The organism is Acidovorax sp., from assembly GCF_046294525.1.
Classification (GTDB): domain Bacteria; phylum Pseudomonadota; class Gammaproteobacteria; order Burkholderiales; family Burkholderiaceae_C; genus Acidovorax.
In genome coordinates this window covers 111,075-132,685 of sequence record NZ_JBKBKQ010000012.1, presented here as the reverse complement: position 1 = coordinate 132,685, position 21,611 = coordinate 111,075, and the positions used below count along the sequence as shown (strand labels likewise).

22 protein-coding genes are annotated in these 21,611 nt (G+C 65.2%); 13 read left to right on the top strand and 9 right to left on the bottom strand.

The genetic code is table 11. The annotated features are described in order from the left end of the window. The first annotated feature begins 9 nt into the window (after positions 1 to 9). The 3 genes from ACK4HJ_RS13130 to ACK4HJ_RS13120 all read left to right on the top strand — a co-directional run bounded on the left by ACK4HJ_RS13130 (position 10) and on the right by ACK4HJ_RS13120 (position 2,700). Complete coding sequence (locus ACK4HJ_RS13130) at positions 10 to 1,077, top strand: ABC transporter ATP-binding protein (protein WP_409832148.1); 1,068 nt, start codon at positions 10 to 12, stop codon at positions 1,075 to 1,077. A 217-nt stretch (positions 1,078 to 1,294) separates the two neighbouring features. Further along, entirely contained in the window at positions 1,295 to 2,278 is a 984-nt protein-coding gene (locus ACK4HJ_RS13125) for a glucokinase (protein ID WP_409832145.1), read from the top strand. After that, positions 2,275 to 2,700, top strand: coding sequence for a VOC family protein (locus ACK4HJ_RS13120; protein ID WP_409832142.1), 426 nt, complete (start codon positions 2,275 to 2,277; stop codon positions 2,698 to 2,700). The genes ACK4HJ_RS13125 and ACK4HJ_RS13120 overlap by 4 nt, the downstream gene beginning before the upstream one ends. Positions 2,701 to 2,840: 140 nt before the next feature. Here ACK4HJ_RS13120 and zwf read toward each other — a convergent pair whose 3' ends face one another. Continuing rightward, complete coding sequence (gene zwf / locus ACK4HJ_RS13115) at positions 2,841 to 4,295, bottom strand: glucose-6-phosphate dehydrogenase (protein WP_409832140.1); 1,455 nt, start codon at positions 4,293 to 4,295, stop codon at positions 2,841 to 2,843. Between the two features lie 187 nt (positions 4,296 to 4,482). Between zwf and pgi the strand changes: the two genes are divergently transcribed. The 4 genes from pgi to ACK4HJ_RS13095 all read left to right on the top strand — a co-directional run bounded on the left by pgi (position 4,483) and on the right by ACK4HJ_RS13095 (position 7,936). Next, positions 4,483 to 6,051: a glucose-6-phosphate isomerase gene (gene pgi, locus ACK4HJ_RS13110; protein ID WP_409832138.1), complete on the top strand. Its 1,569-nt coding sequence runs from the start codon at positions 4,483 to 4,485 to the stop codon at positions 6,049 to 6,051. A gap of 81 nt (positions 6,052 to 6,132) precedes the next feature. Then, positions 6,133 to 7,374, top strand: a complete 1,242-nt coding sequence (locus ACK4HJ_RS13105) for an AGE family epimerase/isomerase (protein WP_409832136.1) — start codon at positions 6,133 to 6,135, stop codon at positions 7,372 to 7,374. A gap of 70 nt (positions 7,375 to 7,444) precedes the next feature. After that, the gene (locus ACK4HJ_RS13100) at positions 7,445 to 7,651 is read left to right on the top strand and encodes a hypothetical protein (RefSeq protein WP_409832133.1); all 207 of its coding nucleotides are present in this window, start codon (positions 7,445 to 7,447) and stop codon (positions 7,649 to 7,651) included. A 3-nt stretch (positions 7,652 to 7,654) separates the two neighbouring features. Further along, positions 7,655 to 7,936 carry a GNAT family N-acetyltransferase gene (locus ACK4HJ_RS13095; RefSeq protein ID WP_409832130.1) on the top strand — a complete coding sequence of 94 codons (282 nt, stop codon included), beginning with the start codon at positions 7,655 to 7,657 and terminating at the stop codon, positions 7,934 to 7,936. 48 nt (positions 7,937 to 7,984) lie between these two features. On the opposite strand, the gene ACK4HJ_RS13090 is transcribed toward ACK4HJ_RS13095, so the two are convergent. After that, positions 7,985 to 8,899: an SMP-30/gluconolactonase/LRE family protein gene (locus ACK4HJ_RS13090; RefSeq protein WP_409832127.1), complete on the bottom strand. Its 915-nt coding sequence runs from the start codon at positions 8,897 to 8,899 to the stop codon at positions 7,985 to 7,987. 100 nt (positions 8,900 to 8,999) lie between these two features. On the opposite strand from ACK4HJ_RS13090, the gene edd reads away from it, so the two are divergent. From edd to ACK4HJ_RS13070, 4 genes are all read left to right on the top strand, one after another. Continuing rightward, entirely contained in the window at positions 9,000 to 10,769 is a 1,770-nt protein-coding gene (gene edd, locus ACK4HJ_RS13085; RefSeq protein ID WP_409832124.1) for a phosphogluconate dehydratase, read from the top strand. Continuing rightward, on the top strand, positions 10,766 to 11,395 hold the full coding sequence (gene eda, locus ACK4HJ_RS13080; protein ID WP_409832189.1) for a bifunctional 4-hydroxy-2-oxoglutarate aldolase/2-dehydro-3-deoxy-phosphogluconate aldolase: 630 nt from the start codon (positions 10,766 to 10,768) through the stop codon (positions 11,393 to 11,395). The genes edd and eda overlap by 4 nt, the downstream gene beginning before the upstream one ends. Positions 11,396 to 11,596: 201 nt before the next feature. After that, the gene (locus tag ACK4HJ_RS13075; RefSeq protein ID WP_409832121.1) at positions 11,597 to 11,896 is read left to right on the top strand and encodes a DUF805 domain-containing protein; all 300 of its coding nucleotides are present in this window, start codon (positions 11,597 to 11,599) and stop codon (positions 11,894 to 11,896) included. 187 nt (positions 11,897 to 12,083) lie between these two features. After that, positions 12,084 to 14,180: a TonB-dependent siderophore receptor gene (locus tag ACK4HJ_RS13070; RefSeq protein ID WP_409832118.1), complete on the top strand. Its 2,097-nt coding sequence runs from the start codon at positions 12,084 to 12,086 to the stop codon at positions 14,178 to 14,180. Between the two features lie 28 nt (positions 14,181 to 14,208). On the opposite strand, the gene ACK4HJ_RS13065 is transcribed toward ACK4HJ_RS13070, so the two are convergent. From ACK4HJ_RS13065 to ACK4HJ_RS13035, 7 genes are all read right to left on the bottom strand, one after another. Continuing rightward, positions 14,209 to 14,571 carry a hypothetical protein gene (locus ACK4HJ_RS13065; protein WP_409832187.1) on the bottom strand — a complete coding sequence of 121 codons (363 nt, stop codon included), beginning with the start codon at positions 14,569 to 14,571 and terminating at the stop codon, positions 14,209 to 14,211. Between the two features lie 847 nt (positions 14,572 to 15,418). Continuing rightward, positions 15,419 to 17,065, bottom strand: a complete 1,647-nt coding sequence (groL, locus tag ACK4HJ_RS13060) for a chaperonin GroEL (RefSeq protein ID WP_015012624.1) — start codon at positions 17,063 to 17,065, stop codon at positions 15,419 to 15,421. Positions 17,066 to 17,166: 101 nt separating this feature from the next. Continuing rightward, positions 17,167 to 17,457 carry a co-chaperone GroES gene (locus ACK4HJ_RS13055; protein WP_005799501.1) on the bottom strand — a complete coding sequence of 97 codons (291 nt, stop codon included), beginning with the start codon at positions 17,455 to 17,457 and terminating at the stop codon, positions 17,167 to 17,169. A gap of 266 nt (positions 17,458 to 17,723) precedes the next feature. Continuing rightward, positions 17,724 to 18,200 carry a hypothetical protein gene (locus tag ACK4HJ_RS13050; RefSeq protein WP_409832114.1) on the bottom strand — a complete coding sequence of 159 codons (477 nt, stop codon included), beginning with the start codon at positions 18,198 to 18,200 and terminating at the stop codon, positions 17,724 to 17,726. A gap of 301 nt (positions 18,201 to 18,501) precedes the next feature. Further along, complete coding sequence (locus ACK4HJ_RS13045) at positions 18,502 to 19,065, bottom strand: cysteine hydrolase family protein (RefSeq protein ID WP_409832113.1); 564 nt, start codon at positions 19,063 to 19,065, stop codon at positions 18,502 to 18,504. Between the two features lie 22 nt (positions 19,066 to 19,087). Further along, entirely contained in the window at positions 19,088 to 19,585 is a 498-nt protein-coding gene (locus ACK4HJ_RS13040; protein WP_409832110.1) for a DUF421 domain-containing protein, read from the bottom strand. Between the two features lie 211 nt (positions 19,586 to 19,796). Then, on the bottom strand, positions 19,797 to 20,012 hold the full coding sequence (locus tag ACK4HJ_RS13035) for a hypothetical protein (RefSeq protein ID WP_409832107.1): 216 nt from the start codon (positions 20,010 to 20,012) through the stop codon (positions 19,797 to 19,799). 310 nt (positions 20,013 to 20,322) lie between these two features. On the opposite strand from ACK4HJ_RS13035, the gene ACK4HJ_RS13030 reads away from it, so the two are divergent. Both ACK4HJ_RS13030 and ACK4HJ_RS13025 read left to right on the top strand, forming a co-directional pair. Continuing rightward, the gene (locus ACK4HJ_RS13030) at positions 20,323 to 20,499 is read left to right on the top strand and encodes a DUF3606 domain-containing protein (RefSeq protein ID WP_409832104.1); all 177 of its coding nucleotides are present in this window, start codon (positions 20,323 to 20,325) and stop codon (positions 20,497 to 20,499) included. Positions 20,500 to 20,513: 14 nt separating this feature from the next. Next, positions 20,514 to 21,608 carry a Ku protein gene (locus ACK4HJ_RS13025; protein WP_409832102.1) on the top strand — a complete coding sequence of 365 codons (1,095 nt, stop codon included), beginning with the start codon at positions 20,514 to 20,516 and terminating at the stop codon, positions 21,606 to 21,608. Positions 21,609 to 21,611: the final 3 nt, after the last annotated feature.

The window sequence follows — 21,611 nt, the reverse complement described above, 5'->3', positions numbered from 1 at the left end:
AAGAAACAAATGGCGTCATCACTCGACATCGCGGGCATCAACAAGCGCTTTGGCAAGGGCGACAAGAGCGTGGAGGTGCTGCGCAAGGTGGACATCCACGTCGCACCGGGCGAGTTCCTCATCCTGGTCGGCCCCTCGGGTTGCGGCAAGTCCACGCTGCTCAACATCATTGCGGGGCTGGACGAGCCCACCGAGGGCGAGATCCGCATCGGTGGCAAGAACGTGGTGGGCATGCCCCCGCGCGACCGTGACATCGCCATGGTGTTCCAGAGCTACGCGCTGTACCCCACGCTCTCCGTGGCCGACAACATCGGCTTTGCGCTGGAGATGCGCAAGATGCCCAAGGCCGAGCGCCAAAAACGCATCGACGAAGTCGCGGCCATGCTGCAGATCAGCCACCTGCTCGACCGTCGCCCCAGCCAGCTCTCAGGCGGCCAGCGCCAGCGCGTGGCCATGGGCCGGGCGCTGGCGCGCCAGCCGCAGCTGTTCCTGTTCGACGAGCCGCTGTCCAACCTCGATGCCAAGCTGCGCGTGGAGATGCGCGCCGAGATCAAGCGCCTGCACCAGGCCAGCGGCATCACCAGCGTGTACGTCACGCACGACCAGGTCGAGGCCATGACGCTGGGCTCGCGCATTGCCGTGATGAAGGGCGGCGTGGTGCAGCAGCTGGGCACGCCCGACGAGATCTACAACCGCCCGGCCAACACCTATGTGGCGACCTTCATCGGATCGCCCACCATGAACCTGCTGCGCGGCGCGGTCACGGGCGGGCAGTTTGGCATCCAGGGTGCGGCGTTGAACCTGGCGCCTCCACCATCCAGTGCCAACGAGGTGCTGCTGGGCGTGCGCCCCGAGCACCTGGTGATGCAGGAGACCGCCCCCTGGCGCGGCCGGGTCAGCGTGGTGGAGCCCACGGGCCCGGACACCTATGTGATGGTGGACACCGCCGCAGGCAGCGTCACGCTGCGCACCGATGCACAAACCCGCGTGCAGCCTGGCGACCAGGTGGGGCTGGCCGTGGCGCCTGCGCATGCCCACTGGTTTGACGCGCAGACGGAAGACCGCCTGGCCGCGTAACGCGCGGGCGCAGGGGGCAAAGTCACGCCGCCCGCGCGGACTTTGGTCTTTGCGTGCGCGGCGATTTCAAGTAAAAAGAGGCTCCAGCGCTTGTCCAGCAAGCGCTGTAAGCTATTGAAAAAATAGCATCAAAGCGCCACCGGCCTTTGCGGCCCTGGTTTCCCTTCAGCAGACTGCGTCCTTGGTGGCGCGGCAATGCCATGTGCGACCTTGTTCTATGCAGCATCCACAGCGCCTTCTCGCCGACATCGGCGGCACCAACATCCGCCTGGCCTGGCAGGCCGAACCCGGCGGCGCCTTGCACGACACGCGGGTGCTGCCCTGTGCGCAGTTCCCCACCGTGGATGCCGCGCTGGCGGCGTACCTGCAGGAAGTGGGCGTACCCACCCCGCGCGAGGCGGCCTTTGGCATCGCCAACCCGGTCACGGGCGACGCCATCCGCATGACCAACCACAGCTGGAGCTTTTCGCAGCGCGCCGTGCGCGAGGCCTTTGGTTTTGAGCGCCTAGTGGTCATCAACGACTTCACCGCACTGGCGCTGGCTTTGCCGCTGCTGACGCCCGAGCAGCTGCGCCCGGTGGGCGGCGGCTTGGCCGTGCCAGGCAGTGCGATTGCGCTGCTGGGCCCGGGCACGGGGCTTGGGGTGTCGGGCCTGGTGTTTCCGCCCGGATCCAGCCACGGTGTTCCGCTATCGGGCGAGGGCGGGCACGTCACGCTGCCCGCGCAGACCCGCCGCGAGTTCGAGGTGCTGTCAGTGCTGCAAGAGCGCTACGGCCACGTCTCGGCCGAGCGCGCGGTCTCGGGCGCGGGCCTGGTGGACCTGTACCACGCGGTACGCACGCTGGAGCACCACAGCGGCGAAGAGGTGAGCGCCGCCGCCGAAGTCACCGAACTGGCCCTGCAGGCCAGCGACCCGCTGGCGCTGGAGGCCCTGGAGCTGTTCTGCGGCTTTCTGGGCAGCGTGGCCGGCAACTTGGCGCTGACGCTGGGCGCGCGCGGTGGCGTGTACCTGGGCGGCGGCATCGTGCCGCGGCTGGGCACGTGGTTCGACAGCTCGCCCTTCCGCGCGCGGTTCGAGGCCAAGGGCCGCTTTCAGGCGTATCTCGCGTCCATCCCGTGCTGGGTGATCGACCCCAGCGCCACCCCGGCGCTGCACGGCGCCTCGCGCGCGCTGGACATCGCCGGGCCCGGCCCGGCATGACCGCATCCGGCGCACCGGCCGCACCCACGCTGCGGCTGCTTGGGGTGCACCACGTGGCCATCATTGCCAGCGACTACGCCCGCTCGCGCCACTTCTACACCGAGGTGCTGGGCCTGCCCGTGGTGCACGAGCATTACCGCACCGAGCGCCAGTCGCACAAGCTGGACCTGCAGCTGCCCGATGGCACGCAGCTCGAGCTGTTCTCATTCCCCAATCCACCACCGCGCCCGTCGTTTCCCGAAGCCCGCGGCTTGCGCCACCTCGCCCTGCGCGTGGCCGACATGGACGCCAGCGTGGCCGCCCTGGCCGCGCACGGCGTGGCCGTGGAGCCGGTGCGGGTGGACCCGTTCACTGGCGCGCTGTTTACGTTTTTTGCGGACCCGGATGGGTTGCCAATTGAACTGGTGGGGCCGGCGCCTTGAAGGCGGGGTAGGACCGGCAACTGCGATCCCGTCTAAGGCCTTTTTTTGCGCCCGGCGCTTGTCCAGAAGCCGCCAAGCGCTATCCGAAAGATAGCGACGTGGCAAAGTGTAATGGTCGCGTTGTGGCAGGCGCAGGCCTGCTACATCTCTTCGCTCCAGCAATGCCCGTCCCGCGCAATCATCGCGCTCGCGGCACGCGGACCCCAGCTGCCCGCAGCGTAGGGGCGTGGCCCGGCCGGGTCGTTCTTCCAGAATTGCAGGATGGGCTCCACCCAGCGCCAGGCTTCTTCCTGCTCGTCGCTGCGCACAAACAGGTTCAGGCGGCCAGCGATCACGTCGAGCAGCAGGCGCTCGTAGGCGCCCACGCGCTCGGTACCAAAGCGCTGGTCAAAGTCCAGGTTCAGGTGCACTTGCGACAGCGCCGGCTCTGTCTGGTGCTGTGCGGCGCCCTGGGCCATCAGATGCAGTTCCAGCCCGTCCTTGGGCTGCAGGTTGATGACAAGGCGGTTGGCGGCACCTGCAGGCGTTTTGAAGATAGGGTGCGGCACGGGCCGGAAGTTGATGACGATGTGCGCGTCGCGCCCGGCCAAGCGCTTGCCTGTGCGGATGTAGAACGGCACGCCCGCCCAGCGCCAGTTGCTGATCTCGGTGCGCAGCGCCACGAAGGTCTCGGTGGTGCTGGCGGGGTTCACACCTTTTTCCTGCAGGTAGCCCGGCGCGGGTTGGCCCTGGTGCAGGCCGGTGGAGTATTGCCCGCGGATCACGTGCTGGCCCAGGGATTCCAGCGTCCAGGGCTTGAGCGACTGCAGCACCTTGAGCTTTTCATCGCGGATGGCGTTGGCGCTGGAGTTGATGGGCGGCTCCATGCCGATGGCGCACAGCAGCTGCAGGGCGTGGTTTTGCACCATGTCGCGCAGCGCGCCGGTCTGGTCGTAGAAGGCGCCGCGCGTTTCCACGCCCAGTTCCTCGGCAATGGTGATCTGGATGTTGGCAATGGTCTCGCGCCGCCACAGGGGCTCGAACAGCGTGTTGCCAAAGCGCAGCGCAAACAGGTTCTGCACCGAGGGCTTGCCCAGGTAGTGGTCGATGCGAAAGACCTGCTCTTCTTTCAGCACGCGGCGCAGCGTGTCGTTGATCGCCTGGTTGGAGGCCAGATCGTGCCCCAGCGGCTTTTCCAGCACCACGCGGGTGGTGGGGCCGTTCAGGCCGACGGCGGCGATCTGCTCACACACATTGGTGAACAGGCTGGGCGCGGTGGCCACGTACATCACAACCGAATCGGCATTGCGCTCGCGCAGCATGGCGGCCAGGCGCTCGTAGTCGGCGCTTTGCGACAGGTCCATCCGCAGGTAGTGCAGCAGGGCGCCAAACCGCTCGAACTCGTCGGGTGTGGGCCGCTTGGCCAGCTCCACGCTGTCAAACCGGGACTGGATCAGGCTGCGGTATTGTTCGTGGCTATGCTCGTCGCGGGCCACGGCAATGATGCGCCCCCCCTCAGGCAGCGTCCCGTGGCGAAACGCCTGGAACAGCGCCGGCATGAGCTTGCGCCACGCCAGATCACCGGTTCCGCCAAACAGGACAAGGTCAAAACTCATGGGGGTCTCCGTGTGCATTGGGTTGAAGTTGTATGGGGCTCAAAATTGTAATCTCGTTACATGAATTGTGGCGAGCTGTTGTCCTACAAAGATTTAATTCTCAGGCTTGCAACAAAGTATCCGTGCATTTTTGTAATCAAGTTACCATTGCGCGCTGCTCTTCTGTGCTTTCCATCGCTTTCTAGCCATGCACCTCCGATGTGACCAAACCCCCGTGTGGGCCGCGCTGCAGTCCGCATACGAGACCACAGGGCACGCTTTTGACCTGCGCCAGGCCTTTGCGCAACCGGGCGGCCCCGACCGCTTTGCCCACTTCAGCCAGGCAGCGCCCTGTGTGTTTGCCGACCTGTCCAAGAACCTGTGGGACGCGCCCACCGAGGCCCTGCTGCTGGACCTGGCCCGCGCCTGCAACCTGCCCGCTCAGCGCGACGCCATGCTGGCCGGCCAGCCCATCAACAATACCGAAGGCCGCGCCGTACTGCACACCCTGCTGCGCCGCCCCGCTGGCCTGGCACTGCCTGGGGATGCCCACCAGGTCGCGGCCGACTTGGCCGCTGTGCACACCACACTGGACGCCATGCTGGCCTATGCCGAAGCCGTGCGCGCCGACGGTGCGATCACCGACGTGGTGAACATCGGCATCGGCGGCTCCGACCTGGGCCCGCACATGGCCGTGCTGGCGCTGGAGCAGCAGCGACTGCCCGGCAAACGCTTTCACTTTGTCTCCAACGTGGACGGGCACGAACTGCACAGCGTGCTGCAAGGCCTGCGGCCTGAAAACACGCTGTTCCTCATCGCTTCCAAGACCTTCACCACGGCCGAAACCATGACCAACGCCCGCTCGGCGCTGGCGTGGTTTGACGCGCAGGGCGGGCGCGACGTGGCACGCCACTTTGCTGCGCTGACCACCAACGTGCAGGCCGCGGGCGATTTGGGCATCACCACCACCTTCGGCTTCTGGGACTGGGTGGGCGGGCGCTACTCGCTGTGGTCGGCCATCGGCCTGCCCATTGCCATCGCCATCGGCGCCCAGGGCTTTCGCGATCTGCTGGCCGGTGCCCACGCGATGGACGAGCATTTCCGCACCGCGCCTCTAGAAGCCAACCTGCCCGTGCGCCTGGGCCTGCTGGACGTGTGGTACCGCAACTTTCACGGCTTTACCAGCTGCTGCATTGCGCCCTACCACGCGGCGCTGCGCCGCCTACCGGCTTATTTGCAGCAGCTGGAGATGGAGAGCAACGGCAAGCGCGTGGCCAAGGACGGCACGGCCCTGGCCGTGGCTACCTCGCCCGTGCTGTGGGGCGAGCCCGGCACCAACGGCCAGCACGCGTTCTTCCAGATGCTTCACCAGGGCACGGACGTGATCCCGCTGGAAATCATCGCCGTGCGCCAGCCCACGCACCCGCTGCCCGGCCACCACGACAAGCTGCTGGCCAACGCCCTGGCGCAGGCCCAGGCGTTGATGGTGGGCAAGGCGGGAGAGGACGGCCACCGGCACTTCCCGGGCAACCGGCCCAGCACCTTTTTGCTGCTGGATGAACTGAGTCCCGCAACGCTAGGGTCGCTGATCGCGCTGCAGGAGCACCGCGTGTTCGTGAGCGGAGCGCTGTGGGGCATCAACAGTTTTGACCAGTGGGGCGTGGAACTGGGCAAGGTGCTGGCCAAGGACATCGAGGCACGTTTGGCCAGCGGCGATGGGGCGGGGCTCGACGGCTCGACGGCAGGGTTGCTGGCGCGTTTGCGCCGCGGCGATTGAATCGCCCCCAGACCACAGAACAAGGCAGACCGATCTGCCACGCCGCCGCAGAAAGCGGCCTTTGAAGGAGGAGACCCATCCATGCAGGCGCCACCGCTGCCCGAGTTCCGCTCGCCCGCATTCCTGCGCGAGCACCTGCGCCAGACCATGGCGTTCTATGACCCCGTCGCTACCGACCCGAGCGGGGGGCAGTACCACTTCTTTCTGGACGACGGCACGGTCTACAACACCCGCACCCGCCACCTTGTCAGCGCCACGCGCTTTGTGGTCACGCACGCCATGGTCTACCGCACCACGGGCGAGGCGCGCTACCAGGCGGGCATGCGGCACGCGCTCACGTTCCTGCGCACCGCGTTTCTCGACCCTGCCACAGGCGGCTACGCGTGGTTGATCGACTGGCACGAAGGCCGCGCCACGGTGCAAGACGCCACACGCCACTGCTATGGCATGGCTTTTGTGATGCTGGCCTACGCCCGCGCCTTGGAGGCCGGGGTGCCCGAAGCCCGTGCCTGGCTCGCAGAGGCCTTTGACACCGCTGAACAACACTTCTGGCAACCCGCTGCACGCTTGTATGCCGACGAGGCCAGCCCCGATTGGCAACTGACCAGCTACCGCGGCCAGAACGCCAACATGCACGCCTGCGAGGCCATGATCTCCGCCTTCCGCGCCACGGGCGAGCGCCGCTACATCGAGCGCGCCGAACAGATCGCGCAGGGCATTTGCCAGCGTCAGGCGGCGCTGTCCACCCGCGCTCTCGCACCCGCCGCCGAAGGCTGGGTGTGGGAGCACTTCCATGCCGACTGGTCCGTGGACTGGGACTACAACCGCCACGACCGCAGCAACATCTTCCGCCCCTGGGGCTACCAGATCGGCCACCAGACCGAGTGGGCCAAGCTGCTGCTGCAACTGGATGCCCTGCGACCCGCCGACTGGCACCTGCCCTGCGCACAGCGCCTGTTTGATGCCGCCGTGGCGCGAGGTTGGGACGCTGAGCACGGCGGCCTGTACTACGGCATGGCACCCGAAGGCAGCATCTGCGACGACGGCAAATACCACTGGGTGCAGGGCGAGAGCCTGGCCGCCGCTGCGGTGCTGGCAGTGCGTACGGGCGATGATCGGTATTGGCAGTGGTATGACCGCATCTGGGCCTATTGCTGGGCCCACTTTGTGGACCACGAACACGGTGCGTGGTTTCGCATCCTGCATCGCGACAACCGCAACACCACCCGAGAGAAGAGCAATGCGGGGAAGGTTGACTATCACAACATGGGGGCTTGTTACGACGTGTTGGGAGTCCTGGGGCTGGGCGCAAGTGAGGGCTAACCACCAGCAAATCGTTCTATCGACGTAAGCTCATCCCACCGGAACAATCCGGTCCAGCAGGAGAGGATGCATGGAAGTAGGTTTGCTGACCCCAGCGCAACAGGAGCATATGGTGGGCTTGCTGCTTGCGCTGCATGAACACTATCACCCGAGCCGGGCGCTCGACCGTGCTCTCGTCCACAAACATTTGCGCGATAACCTGTGCGGACCTCATTCTCAGATTCGGCTGGTGACGGCGGAGGTTGGTGGCGAGTTGCTTGGTTTTGCAGCCATTTAACTGGTGTATTCATTGGTGGAGCCCGAGCCCGCTCACCAGCGGCAGTGTGTTCTCAAAGAGCTTTTTGTTTCGCCGCGCCATCGGAGCCAGGGCATCGGCCTCGCTCTGATGCAATGGGTAGCGCGATACGCACTGGACAACGGCTGCGGCCGCATCGACTGGTCGGTCAAGTCGTCCAACGCGCGAGGCATTGCGTTTTACAAGAGCCTGGGTGCGAGGTTGGTCGGCGACCGCCTTAGCTTTCGGATGGTGCGTGACGACATCGGCGCGTTGACTGCTCGGTGATGGAGCACGGGCCCTTGCATTTCACTGTGACTGTTGGCCCGCCGTAGCTCACACCTTGAAGAAATTTACCGGTAGCCCAGCCAAAGCCACCTGTAGGCTCAGCAGCGACCCCGCCGTAACCTCCGCCTCTCGCTCCTCAACCGGCCTTCCCGCCCGTGCCGACGTAATAAACAACGTCCGCAAGTCCTCCCCCCCAAAACACACCATGGTCGGGCACTGCACCGGCACTGCGATGCGCTGCAGCACCTCACCCGCTGGCGACAACTGCAACACACACGCCCCTTCGAACATCGCAACCCAGTAGTTCCCCTCCACATCCACCGCTGCGCCATCGGGCCTGCCGCCATAAGGCTGCCCTTCCACCTTGCGGTCGAACTGCACCCAGGACCGGCGGTTCGTGATCTCGCCCGTGGCCACGTCAAAGTCAAACAGGTCGATGCGGTGCTCGGGCGTGTTGGCCCAGTACATCGTGCGGTTGTCGGGGCTGAAGGCCAGGCCGTTGGCCGTGAAGTTGTCGCCCGCCTTGTGGCGCACGGTGTAGCCCGTGGCACTGGCCGGGTCGGCCTCCAGGCACCACAAGGCCGCGTGCGGTGCAGTGCGGGGCGTGATGACGGAGCCCGCCCAGAAGCGGCCTGCGGTGTCGCAGCGGCCGTCGTTCAGGCGCAGCACGGCGGTGTCGTGCAGATCGGCAGGGAGAGGGGCCAGGCAGGCGAGGGCACCGGTGGTGGTGTCCAGATGGTAGAAGCCGTCCCGTAACCCGATTACAAGACCGCCACCGGTGATCGGGGCGCAGCAGCCGGGTTCGCTGGGCATGGGCCACTGCCGGTGCTGCCCGCTCGCAGGATGCCAGGCATGCACGGCATGTCCCTGAATGTCACACCAGTAAAGGGATTTTTCCGTGGGATGCCAGAACGGCGATTCGCCCAGTTCGGAGGGCGGAAGGGGCAGGGCTTGCAAGGTCATGGGTTGAAGCGGGGTGGTTATCGAGTTACATTCTAGGGCCTCACATACAGGCTCCGGCACCTGCACAGGGCCTGGCTACCCACCGATGGAGACCTCTTCCATGCATTCAGTCGTCGTGCGCGTCACCGAGCGCATCATCCAGCGTAGCGCGGACACCCGCGGCGCCTACTTGGCCACCGTGGACGCCATGATCGCGCGCAAGCCCGCCCAAGATCGCATGGGCTGCGCCAACCTGGCGCACGCCTATGCGGCGCTGCCGGGGTCCGAGAAGTTCAAGGTCACGGTCGAGAAGGCGACCAACATCGGCATCGTCACTGCCTACAACGACATGCTGTCGGCCCACCAGCCCTACCAGGGCTACCCCGCCATCCTGCGCGACGAGGCCGCCAAGCAGGGCGCCACCGTGCAGGTGGCTGGCGGTGTGCCCGCAATGTGCGATGGCGTCACGCAAGGCACGCCCGGTATGGAGCTGTCGCTGTTTTCGCGCGATGCCATTGCCATGGCCACGGCGGTAGCGCTGTCCCATGATGTGTTCGACGGCGCGCTGCTGCTGGGCGTGTGCGACAAGATCGTGCCGGGCCTGCTGATCGGTGCGCTGCACTACGGGCACCTGCCCTGCGTGTTTGTGCCTGCGGGGCCCATGGGCACGGGCCTGTCGAACAAGGACAAGGCCAAGGTGCGCGAGCAGTATGCGCAGGGCCTGGTGGGCCGCGACGAACTGCTCAAGGCCGAATCGGCCGCGTACCACAGCCCCGGCACCTGCACCTTTTACGGCACGGCCAACAGCAACCAGATGCTGCTCGAAGCCATGGGCCTGCATGTGCCCGGCGCGGCGTTTGAATCCCCGGGCACGCAGGCGCGCGAGGCCTTCACCCGCCAGGCGCTGCGCACGGTGCTCGACATCGGCAAGCGCGGCAACCGCTTCACGCCCATTGGCAAGCTGGTGGACGAGCGCTGCATCGTCAATGCCATGGCCGCACTGCTGGCCACGGGCGGTTCCACCAACCATTTGATCCACTGGGTGGCGATTGCGCGCAGCGCGGGCATCCTGATTGACTGGTCGGACTTTGACGAACTCTCTTCCGTGGTGCCGCTGCTGGCCCGCGTGTACCCCAATGGCGATGCCGACGTGAACCAGTTCCAGGCCGCGGGCGGCCCGCCGTGGATCCTGCGCGAGCTGTTGGCCAACGGCCTGATGCACCCCGATGTGCTGAGCGTGAACGGGGGCGGCATTGCCGATGGCGGCCTAAGTGCGCCTGCCGTGTCGGGCGATACGTCGGTGCTGCGGCCGGTGAGCGCACCGTTCTCGCCCACCGGCGGCCTGCGCCTGCTGCAAGGTCGCCTGGGCCGCGCGGTGATCAAGGTGTCGGCCGTGCCGGAAGACCGCCACGTCATCGAGGCGCCCGCACGGGTATTCGATTCGCAAGAAGCGCTGCTCGCGGCCTTCAGCGCGGGCGAGGTCAACCAGGACATGGTGGCCGTGGTGCGCTTTCAGGGCCCGCAAGCTAACGGCATGCCCGAACTGCACAAGCTCACGCCGCCGCTGGCGGTGCTGCAGAACCAGGGCTTCAAGGTGGCGCTGGTCACCGACGGCCGCATGAGCGGCGCCTCCGGCAAGGTGCCCGCCGCCATCCACGTCACGCCCGAGGCGCTGTCCGGCGGCCCGCTGGCCAAGGTGCTGGATGGCGACATCGTGCGCGTGGATGCCGTGGCCGGCACGCTCGATGTGCTGGTCGATGAGGCCACCTGGGCCGCCCGCACGCCGGCGCCGTACAACGCCCCCCCGCAAACCGGCTTTGGCCGCGAACTCTTCCACAACTTCCGCCGCCACGCGGGTGGCGCAGAACAAGGAGCCTGCACATGGCTATGAACCCTCTTGAAATCGCAAGCTACGGCCCCGTGATTCCGGTCATCGTGATCGACCGTGTCGAAGACGCATTGCCCCTGGCCGAGGCCCTGCTGGCCGGTGGCGTGAAGGTGCTGGAGGTGACGCTGCGCACCCCCGCCGGCCTGCCCGCCATCGAGGCGATTGCGTGCCACCTGCCCGACGCAGTCGTGGGCGTGGGCACGGTGCTCAACGGCGACGACGCGCGCCGCGCCAGCCAGGCCGGGGCCCGGTTTGCGGTCAGTCCCGGTTACACGCACGAGGTGGGCGCGGCCTGCAAGGCGCTCAATCTGCCGCTGCTGCCCGGGGTGGCCACATCGGGCGAGGTGATGACCGCGCTGGCGGATGGCTTCTCGTTCCTCAAGCTGTTCCCGGCCGAGGCGGTGGGCGGCGTGCCGCTGCTCAAGGCCTGGGCCAGCCCGTTTGGCCAGGTCAGCTTCTGCCCCACGGGTGGCATCACGGCGGCCACGGCCGCCAACTACCTCGCCTTGCCCAATGTGCGCTGCGTGGGAGGTTCGTGGCTCACGCCGGCTGACGCGGTGCGTGCGGGTGACTGGACGCGCATCACGCAGCTGGCGCGGGACACGCAGGCGCTGCGCCCCGCCCGGTGACGCTTCAATTTGGAGTGTTTTTGGGCTCTAGCGCTTACGCTGCAAGCGCTGTCAGCTATCAAAATTGATGAAACTGCGGAAGGGCCATGCGCTCGCCCGCAGCAGACTTCCCGTCTGCACACCCGGTCCCTATGATGTCGCGGGGCTGGCCGCAACGGCAGACCCGTGGTGTTTGCTTTCAACCAAGAGAGGGAGTTCACTGTGGATTTTGTGTCGGCGGTAAAAAGCTGCTTCGCGCAGTACGCGGGTTTTTCGGGCCGGGCGTCGCGCTCGGAGTTCTGGTGGTTTTTTCTGTTCCAGGTGATCGTGCTGATCATCGCCAGCGTGCTGGGCGACATCGTGAACTTGCTCGTCTCGCTGGCGCTGTTGCTGCCTGCGCTGGCCGTCGGGGCGCGCCGCCTGCACGACATCGGCCGCAGCGGCTGGTGGCAACTGCTGGTGCTTACCGGGATTGGCGTGTTGTTGCTGATTTTCTGGTGGGTGCAGCCCAGTTCCGACTGAGCGCCTGAGACAGAGAATTCGAGAAAAAGGGCCCGCCGGCCGCCAGACCAGCGGGCTTTTTTTGCGCGTGTGGCTCGTGCGCGCCCGGGTCCGGGCAGCGCATCTGTTGCCCCTGCGCGACAAGGGCGGGGTGGTGGGATGTTTGGTTTCTAAAATAGGAATCATTCTTAATCACATTTCTATCATCATGAACCATCGTCCACAGAAGACCGCAGTCTGCCTGGCTGTTGCACTGCTCGCGGGGGGCTCCACCGGCGGAGCGCTGGCGCAGTCCACCGGCCCCACCTTGTCCGAGGTGCGCGTGGATGCCAGCGCCGAGAAGGAAACCGCCACGACCCCTGTGGTGGGCTACCGCGCCCGCAACGCCGCCACCGCCACCAAGACGGACACGCCACTGGCCGAAACCCCGCAGTCCGTCACGGTGGTCACCCGCGACCAGCTGGTGGATCAGGGCGCCTCCAATCTGCAGGACGCCTTGCTGTACGCGGCCGGCGTGCGCAGCGATGCGTACGGCCTGGACAGCCGGTCAGACGGCATGCGCGTGCGCGGCAGCTACCCCGACATCTACCTGGACGGCCTGCGCCAGAACTACAACTGGTACACCAGCGTCACGCGGTCGGAGGCTTATACGCTGGAGCGCATCGAGGTGCTGCGCGGCCCCTCGGGCATGCTGTTTGGCGCGGGCACGGTGGCGGGCGTCATCAACATGGGCAGCAAGCGGCCCCAGCAGGAGGCGCACCGCGAAGTCGGCGTGCAGCTGGGCAGCTGGAACCGGCGCCAATTGCAGGCTGACCTCACCGGTCCGCTGACGGCGGACGGCGAATGGTCGTACCGCCTGGTGGCGCTGGCCCGCACCGCCGACACGCAGGTGGACCATGTGCCCGACGACCGGCGCGTGATCGCGCCTTCGCTCGCATGGCGACCGAGCGCCGCCACCTCGCTGGTGCTGCAGGCCCATTGGCAGCAGGACCGCACCGGCAGTGCCGCCCAGTTCCTGCCCTGGTCGGGCACCTTGCTGCCCAACCCCAACGGCCAGCTACCCAGCACGCGCTTCATTGGCGAGCCGGGCGATTTCTACAACAGCGACCGTGAATCGATGGGCTGGCTGTTTGAGCACCAGTTCAACGACACCTGGCGCGTGCGACAGAACCTGCGCCTGGCGCGCAATGAAAACCGTGGCGCCTACCACTGGGCCGACTTCTTCTCGCAGGTGGGCGGGTTTGGTGCCGACCCGGTAAACCAGCGCGTGATCGGCCGCTATTTCGACGACTCGTACACGCGCACCCGCATGGCCGCGGTGGACACCCACCTGCAAGGCAACCTGGCCACGGGCAATGTGCGCCACCAGCTGCTGCTGGGGGTGGACTGGAACCGCCAGACCGAAGACAAGGAAAGCGCCAGCACCTTCAGCACCATCGACGCCTACGCTCCGGTGTACGGCAACACTGTCGCAGGAGCGGCTCGCGTGACCAGCCCGCGCAATGTGCAGCGCCAAAGCGGCGTCTATCTGCAGGACCAGATGAAGTGGGGACCCTGGATCGTGGTCGCCGGCCTGCGCCACGACCGCGCGGTGAACAGCTTGGCTGGCGCCGCAGACGACCACACCAGCGACACCACCAAGCGCCTGGGCGTGATGTACCAGCTGGCTGGAGGCTGGACGCCCTACATCAGCTACGCCGAATCCTTCAGTCCCGTGAGCGGCACCAACCGTGCAGGCCAGCGCTTCAAGCCACTGGAGGGCGAGCAGATCGAGCTGGGCGTGAAGTACGCGCCCGAAGGTAGCCACACCCAGTTCACTGCGGCGGTGTACGACCTCAAGGAAAAAAACCAGAAGGTGGCCGACCCGGTAGATCCCACCAACTCGCTGCAAACCGGCCAGACACGCAACAAGGGACTGGAGCTGGAATACAAGGCCCGCGTGGCCACCGCGTTCGACCTGACGGCGCACTACAACTACACGGACGTGGACCCGCTGCTGGAAGGCCTGCCGCGCCATCAGGCGGCCGTGTGGGGCGTGTACCGCTTCTCCGTGGGTGGTGTACGTGGGTTCACGGCCGGGGCGGGCTACCGCTGGCTGTCGTCCTTCCGCGATGGCACCGGCCCGCGTGTGCCTGCGGCCGGCGTGGTGGACGCGACGCTCGCCTACGAGAACCAGGACTGGCGCTACGCGCTGAACATCAGCAACCTGGCCGACAAGCAGTACATGAGCACCTGCCTGGCGCGGGGCGATTGCTGGTGGGCCAGCCGGCGCAATGTGGTGTTGAGCGCGACCTATCGCTTCTGATCCACGTGCCGCAACACTGGAGCGCGGGTCACACCTTGAGCGAACGCTCGATATCCGTGAGCTTGTAGCGCGCCAGGGCCAGGTTGCCCTTGGCCTTGTCGAGCACCAGATACAGGAACAGACCAAGGTTGTTGGGTACCAAGCGGATCAGGTGGTACTGGTCGCCCAAGGTGATCAGGATGTCTTCGATACCGCGGCGCAGGCCTAGCGTTTCCATGGTCTTGAGCTTTGCGCGAACCACCTCGGTGTTGCCTGCGGCAGCCAGATCCAGGTTCATGCCGCCGCCGGCCTGCGCCAGGCACATGCCGCTGCGGTAGTCCACCAGCGCCACGGCGGTTGCGCCGTCAATCGTCATCGCGGCATCCATACATTGTTTAAGGTTGGAACTCATTGTGTCGTTCTGTAAGAGGGTTTGGGATTGGTGAAGGGCCAGGTCATCCATGGCCCGCAGCTTGCCCAACTGCTCCATCAGAATGAACCACAAGGTTTGGGGGCTGCTGTCGGGCAGCTGGTAGACGTGGGTACGCGCCATCTGTGCAGCTGGTGCGTTCTTGAAGATCGACTCCTCCATCACCGCGTTGGGCATCAGGAACGCCCACACCACCGGGGGGGGCAATGGCGCCAGCCATTGCAGTGTGGCTTGCACCAGATTGACCGAGCCCGGGCCGACCAGCAGGATGACCGCTGCGCTGGAAGCGCAAGGCAAGCTCAATTCCCGCGCATGTGTCGGCCGAAGCCAATCGACCAAGGGGGCCATGGTGGCGTCACCCAACGGAATCTGAAGCCACGGCCCCGCGCCCGATGTTCCCGAAACGCCCAACTGCGCCAGTGAGTACAGGCCCAAGCGGGCCGTCAGGTCCAAAACGGTGACAGTAGGGGGAGTAAACGCCATGGGTGCGAAATGGTGGGGTAGGGGCTTTCGGGCTGTGGCGCCCATGAAGGAACTGAGCGGCAGGCGGTTCCCCGAGGGGGAAGGAAAGGTCTTGAGTCTATCGCGCCGCGACCAAGCGGTCATTTAATAGTCAATGGCGTACAAATCTATCGGACATGCCGATTGTGTCGAATTGTTAATATAAATATCGTTTATACGCGTGGTCGCGATCGGCAGTCTGTGGCCCCCCGGGGTTGAGGCGAATGCAAGTAAAAAACCCCGCAGGTTGCAAGACCTGCGGGGTTTTTTTATGAGGCATTCACACGGCGCGGGATCGTGGCCCGCCCCGCGTGGGACCAACAGGCAATTACATGCCCATGCCGCCCATACCACCCATGCCGCCCATGTCAGGCATGCCAGCAGCAGGTGCGTCGTCCTTCGGAGCCTCGGCCACCATAGCTTCGGTCGTCAGCAGCAGCGAAGCCACGGAAGCGGCGTTCTGCAGTGCGGTACGGGTCACCTTCGTGGGGTCCAGGATACCCATTTCGATCATGTCGCCGTAGGTGTCGTTGGCAGCGTTGAAGCCGTAGTTGCCCTTGCCGTTCAGCACTGCGTTCACCACCACCGATGGCTCGCCACCAGCGTTGTAAACGATCTCGCGCAGAGGGGCTTCGATGGCCTTCAGGATCAGCTTCACGCCAGCGTCTTGGTCAGGGTTGTCGCCCTTGATCTCGCCAGCCGCTTGGCGTGCGCGCAGCAAAGCCACGCCACCACCGGCCACGATGCCTTCTTCCACAGCAGCGCGGGTAGCGTGCAGGGCGTCTTCCACGCGGGCCTTCTTTTCCTTCATTTCGACTTCGGTCGCGGCACCGACCTTGATCACTGCCACGCCGCCGGCCAGCTTGGCCACGCGCTCTTGCAGCTTTTCACGGTCGTAGTCGCTGGTCGCTTCTTCGATCTGGATGCGGATTTGCTTGACGCGGGCTTCGATGTCGGCAGCGGCACCAGCACCGTCGATGATGATGGTGTTTTCCTTGCCCACTTCGATGCGCTTGGCTTGGCCCAGGTCGGCCAGCGTGACCTTCTCCAGGCTCAGGCCCACTTCTTCAGCGATGACCTTGCCGCCCGTCAGGATGGCGATGTCTTCCAGCATGGCCTTGCGGCGGTCGCCGAAGCCAGGAGCCTTCACAGCCACGACCTTCAGGATGCCGCGGATGGTGTTGACCACCAGCGTAGCCAGGGCTTCGCCTTCGACTTCTTCGGCAATGATCAGCAGGGGACGGCCAGCCTTGGCAACTTGCTCCAGCGTGGGCAGCAGGTCGCGGATGTTGCTGATCTTCTTGTCGAACAGCAGCACGAAGGGGTTGTCCAGCAGGGCGGCCTGCTTTTCGGGGTTGTTGATGAAGTAGGGCGACAGGTAGCCGCGGTCAAACTGCATGCCTTCCACGACATCCAGTTCGTTTTGCAGGGACTTTCCGTCTTCCACGGTGATCACGCCTTCCTTGCCGACCTTGTCCATGGCGTCAGCAATGATCTTGCCGATGGATTCGTCGGAGTTGGCGGAGATCGAACCCACTTGGGCGATTTCCTTGGAGGTGGTGGTGGGCTTGGAAGCCTTCTTCAGCTCTTCGGTCAGGGCCAGAACGGCCTTGTCGATACCGCGCTTGAGGTCCATGGGGTTCAGGCCAGCGGCGACGTACTTGGAGCCTTCGCGCACGATGGCCTGGGCCAGCACGGTGGCGGTGGTCGTGCCGTCACCAGCGTTGTCGCTGGTCTTGGAAGCCACTTCCTTCACGAGCTGCGCGCCCATGTTCTGCAGCTTGTCCTTCAGTTCGATTTCCTTGGCCACGGACACGCCGTCCTTGGTCACGGTGGGGGCGCCGAACGAGCGCTCCAGCACCACATTGCGGCCCTTGGGGCCCAGGGTCACCTTGACCGCGTTGGCCAGGATGTTCACGCCTTCAACCATGCGTGCGCGGGCTTCGCCGCCGAAAACTACGTCTTTTGCTGCCATGATGGAGCTCCTAAATTTGGTTCAAAATGGCCGCTAGCGCTTATCTGGCAAGCGCTGGCAGCTATGAAAAAATGAGTGATTCGGCCGTGATGAGAAGCGGATTACTTCTCAACCACTGCAAACAGATCGTCTTCCTTCATTACCAGCAGCTCGTCGCCCTTGACCTTCACGGTCTGGCCCGAGTACTTGCCGAACAGAACGCGGTCACCGACCTTCACGTTCAGGGCGATCAGTTCACCCTTGTCGTTCTTCTTGCCGGGGCCCACGGCCAGCACTTCACCTTGATCGGGCTTTTCAGCAGCGTTGTCGGGGATCACGATCCCGGAAGCGGTCGTGGTTTCGCTTTCAATGCGCTTGACGATCACGCGATCGTGCAGAGGGCGAAGGTTCATTGCAATGCTCCTGTTTTCAGTAGAAAAAAGCTGAAGTACGAAGCACCCGGGAACCCAGGTGCTGCCAAACTACAACAGGCGCAGTGCTGTTAGCACTCGCCTGTAGTGAGTGCTAATGATACGGGCTTTTGCGGCCGTTTCAAGACATCCCCCGGGTGAGCGAGGGAAACTTCCTGTAGTAATGCGGCCGATCTGTGAGCGCGACCTCGGCGGCCGTGCAGATGGAAGAGGGCCGGTGAGCGTGGCAGGTGGGCCCACCCGCAGCGCTAGCCGCGCCGATCCGGCTTCACGGCAAGCGCCACGATGGCCACACCGCCTGCAATGACCAGCGCATCCTCGATCAGGCCGCTGGGCGTTTGCCCGATGCGCTTCATGGCGCTTTTGCGGGCGTCCAGCGTCAGGTAGGCCAGTGGGACTGCCGTGGCCACTGCGGCCAGAGCACCTGCGCGTTCGCGGCCGCTCGGGGCCAGGGCTGCTCCGGCGATGCCTGCACTCATTACGCGGGCCACAAGGCCCAGGGCCACAGTCCGGTCTGGCGCGGTCTTCATCTTGTCGCCGGCCAGCTCTCCGGCACCCATGGCGAGCGCGCCGTATTTGAAGAGCGGGCGATCCAGCAGCGCGAGCTTGCCTGGCGTGTGGCGACCGAGCAGCCGCGCCGCCGACAGTGCGGCCATGGGCGTCATGGACCGTGCACTTGCAATCGCACCGATCAATACCGACCAGAAAAGGGATGGAGCTTGCATGCGGAATACTTTCTGAGAGGCGGTGGACGGGTAGGGAGTGGTGCAGGTCAACCCAGTGGTTTCCACAAGGGCGGCTCAGGCTCCGGAAAGCGCAGTGGCTCTCGTGGGGAGCGCAAGGCGGCTTCCCATTGCCGCAAGCGTTTGAGGGCGCGGGGTTTGAGCAAGGTAGGACCGGTGCGGCGGTTGCTGGACATGGTGTTCTCCAGGGAGGCTGGTCCATTGGACGCGCGCATTGAGTGCTCCGGACGTCAGACAAGGCTGGCTGCTGGCATCAGCGCGGGCCTCGCCAGCGTGATGCGGGTCACGCCGCACGCACCGAGCACTTGAGCACCGTGGACATTTGCGCCAGCGCCGCAGCCTTCTGCGGGGCACGCTCGGCCGCCGTGCAATTGGACGGCACCCACACCTTGTAGCCGCGCATGTACGCGTCCATGGCCGTCAGGTGCACGCACATGTCAGCGGCCAGGCCGGCCAGCACCAGCCGCTCGGTCTTCATCTGGCGAAGCAGATGCTCCAGCGGGGTCATGTGGAAGGCGGAGTGCAGGGGCTTAAGGATCGTGAGGTCGCCATCATCGGGAGCCAGCAGGTGGGCGATCTCTCCCCTGGCGCCGGGCAGCGCCTGGCAATGGTCCAGCAGCGCCCTGAAGTCCGAGTGCCAGATGCCGTAGTTGTCGTTGGCATAGATGCACGTGGCGCCCTGCCGCGCCAGGCGCCTCTTGAGGCGCGCGGTGGCACGTGCGGCCTCCAGCGCATCGTCCACCAGCGCGCTGGCGCCTGGAAACTGCATGGGGTTGATGAAATCGACCAGCACCAGCACCGTGGCGCTGGGCTTGAGCGGGGTGTTCGGGATGCGGGAGCGTGGCACGCGAAACCTTTCTGTGGGCTTGCTACATCGGGCGTTCATCGGGTCGCGGTGCGGGCGCGTCCGGCTTCTTGAGGATGGTGATGGTGCCGTCCACTTCCAGAAACGCGTACTCCATCTCCGCCTGCTCGCAATCGGCCGCGCGCAGTGCCTGCTGAAGGTCGGACTCAGGCACGTGCTGCGCCCGCAGAGCCTTGCGAAGGATGTGCCCGTTGCGGCCTACCAGCACCGGGTCGCCTTCGAGCAGCGTATGCACCTTGGCACTGTAGGCGGTCATCACCGCGGTGGCCGCGTTGAGCGCCACCAGCACGGTGGCGCTAACCAGGCCGGCCATCAGTGAATCATCACCCCCCGAGAGTGCGTTGGACACGGATTCGCTGAGTAGCATCACCACCAGCAGGTCGAAGGGTGTGAACTGGCCCACCGTTCTGCGGCCAGACAAGCGAATGAGCAGCAACAAGAAGGCATACACCACGACGGCGCGCAGCACCAGTTCGCCCCATGCCAATTCAGGCAGCCACATGGCAGGGGCTCCGGCGGTCGGGGATGCGAGACGGGCGCGGCAGCGCGGTAAAGCGCCCCTGCCGCGCAAAGGCAACAAACGTTTGGGCCAGCGCCATCGAATCGGTCCCTTCTGTCGTCCTTCAGCGATTTCTTGATCGCAGATGGTGGGCCGAGTCGTGCGTCTCGGCTGTAGGACCGCACTGTGCCGGGCCGTCGGCGCCGCGAGAGTGCTACGGCAGACTTTGGACGTCGTCGGAGAGCAGAGCGCGGCCTTTGGGGGTGATCGCCAGCACGCGCGCAAACTGCATGTCAGATGCCGGGCTGGGCAGCATCACCGTGACCAAGTCTGCCGCCCGCAGCACGCGCAGCTTGTCGATGTGATCTTCCTGTTGCACGGTGAGGGGAAGCTCGGCTTTGGCAATCTCACGCAGGTATTCAAACGGCATGTCCCATCTCCCGGGTAGTGACAGAACGTTGCATTGTGAAAAGGCGCGCGCCAAAAACCGGTAACAAAACTGAAGCCCCCAAACAGATGAGGGAGGTCGCTGCCGGACGGTCGTATTGCGCACCAATGGGTATCTCGGTCAGATCCTCCGGTTGACAAATGACTGGGTGGATTCCTTCCGACTGTGAGTTTTCAGCCGACATGCGAACGCTCTGGTTGGCACCGACGCAAGGGGCTGCGGCTGTCCTACATGCAGGAGCAGGGGCGCTCGCTAACTTGGTAGTCATCTCGCGTTTTTCAGGAGCATTCCCATGAGTGACGACAAGACCGAAGTGGCCCACGACCGCCAGTTGATCAGCCTGAGCGAACCGTACGAAGTGCGCGACTGGACCAACAGTCTGGCCGTGACAGAGGCCGAACTGCGCGAAGCTGTGGCAGCGGTGGGGCCCTCGGCCGAAAAGGTGCGCGAGTACCTCGCATCACATTGAGATGGGTGAAAGCCATGGCCAGTGAGAGCAAGGATTCCGGCAAAGCGCCCACGTCCACCCGCACGATGTGGAAGGGCGCCATCAGTTTCGGGCTGGTGCACATTCCAGTGGGCCTTTATTCGGCCACTGCCACCTCCGGCATCGACTTCGACTGGCTGGACAAGCGCTCCATGCAGCCCGTGGGCTACAAGCGCATCAACAAGGTCACGGGCAAGGAAATCGCCAGTACCGACATCGTGAAAGGCATCGAATACGAAGATGGCCGCTATGTGGTGCTGTCACCGGAAGAGATTGCAGCGGCCTACCCCAAGGTGACGCAAACCATCGAGATCGAGGCGTTTCTGGACGCGGATGAAATTCCTTTCGTATATCTGGAGCGGCCCTATTACACCGCACCGCTCAAGCGCGGCGAAAAGGTGTACGCCCTGCTGCGCGAAGCCCTGCGCCAGAGCAACAAGGTGGGTGTGGCCAAGGTGGTGATCCAGTCCAAGCAGCATCTGGCGGTGCTGATTCCGTGCGGCAGGGCACTCGTGCTCAACCTGCTGCGCTGGGGTGGGGAGATCCGGTCCTTTGAGCAGCTCCACCTGCCGCCGCTCGATGCCAAAGCGGCAGGCATCAAGGACGCCGAACTGACCATGGCCATGCAGCTCATCGACGACATGACGCAGGCCTGGGACGCGGACAACTTCCGCAATTCTTTTGCCGACCAGATCCACGAGCTGGTGGAGCAAAAAGCCTCGGCGGGTCAGATTGCCGACGTGGCCAAGGTGCCCGACGCGGGCCCGGCGGCGTCGGCGGGGGCCGAGGTGCTGGACCTGACCGCGCTGCTCAAGCGCAGCCTGGAAGGCAAGGGCCCCAAGAACGCGGGGCAGGCCCAGAAGACTGCCTCCGTCACACCGTTGCGCACTGACGGCAAGGGCAGTGGCGGCAGTGCCCGGAAAGGGGTCGAGGCCAAGACAGCGGCCTCCAAACCGGCGGCCTCCAAGGCCAAATCCAAGGTCGCCCGCAAATCATCCACGGCGGCCTCCAAGGCACAGCCTGCATCTCGCAAACCGGCAGCCGCCAAGTCGTCCTCCGTGGCCAAGAAGCCCGCGCGGCGCGCGGCGTGAACC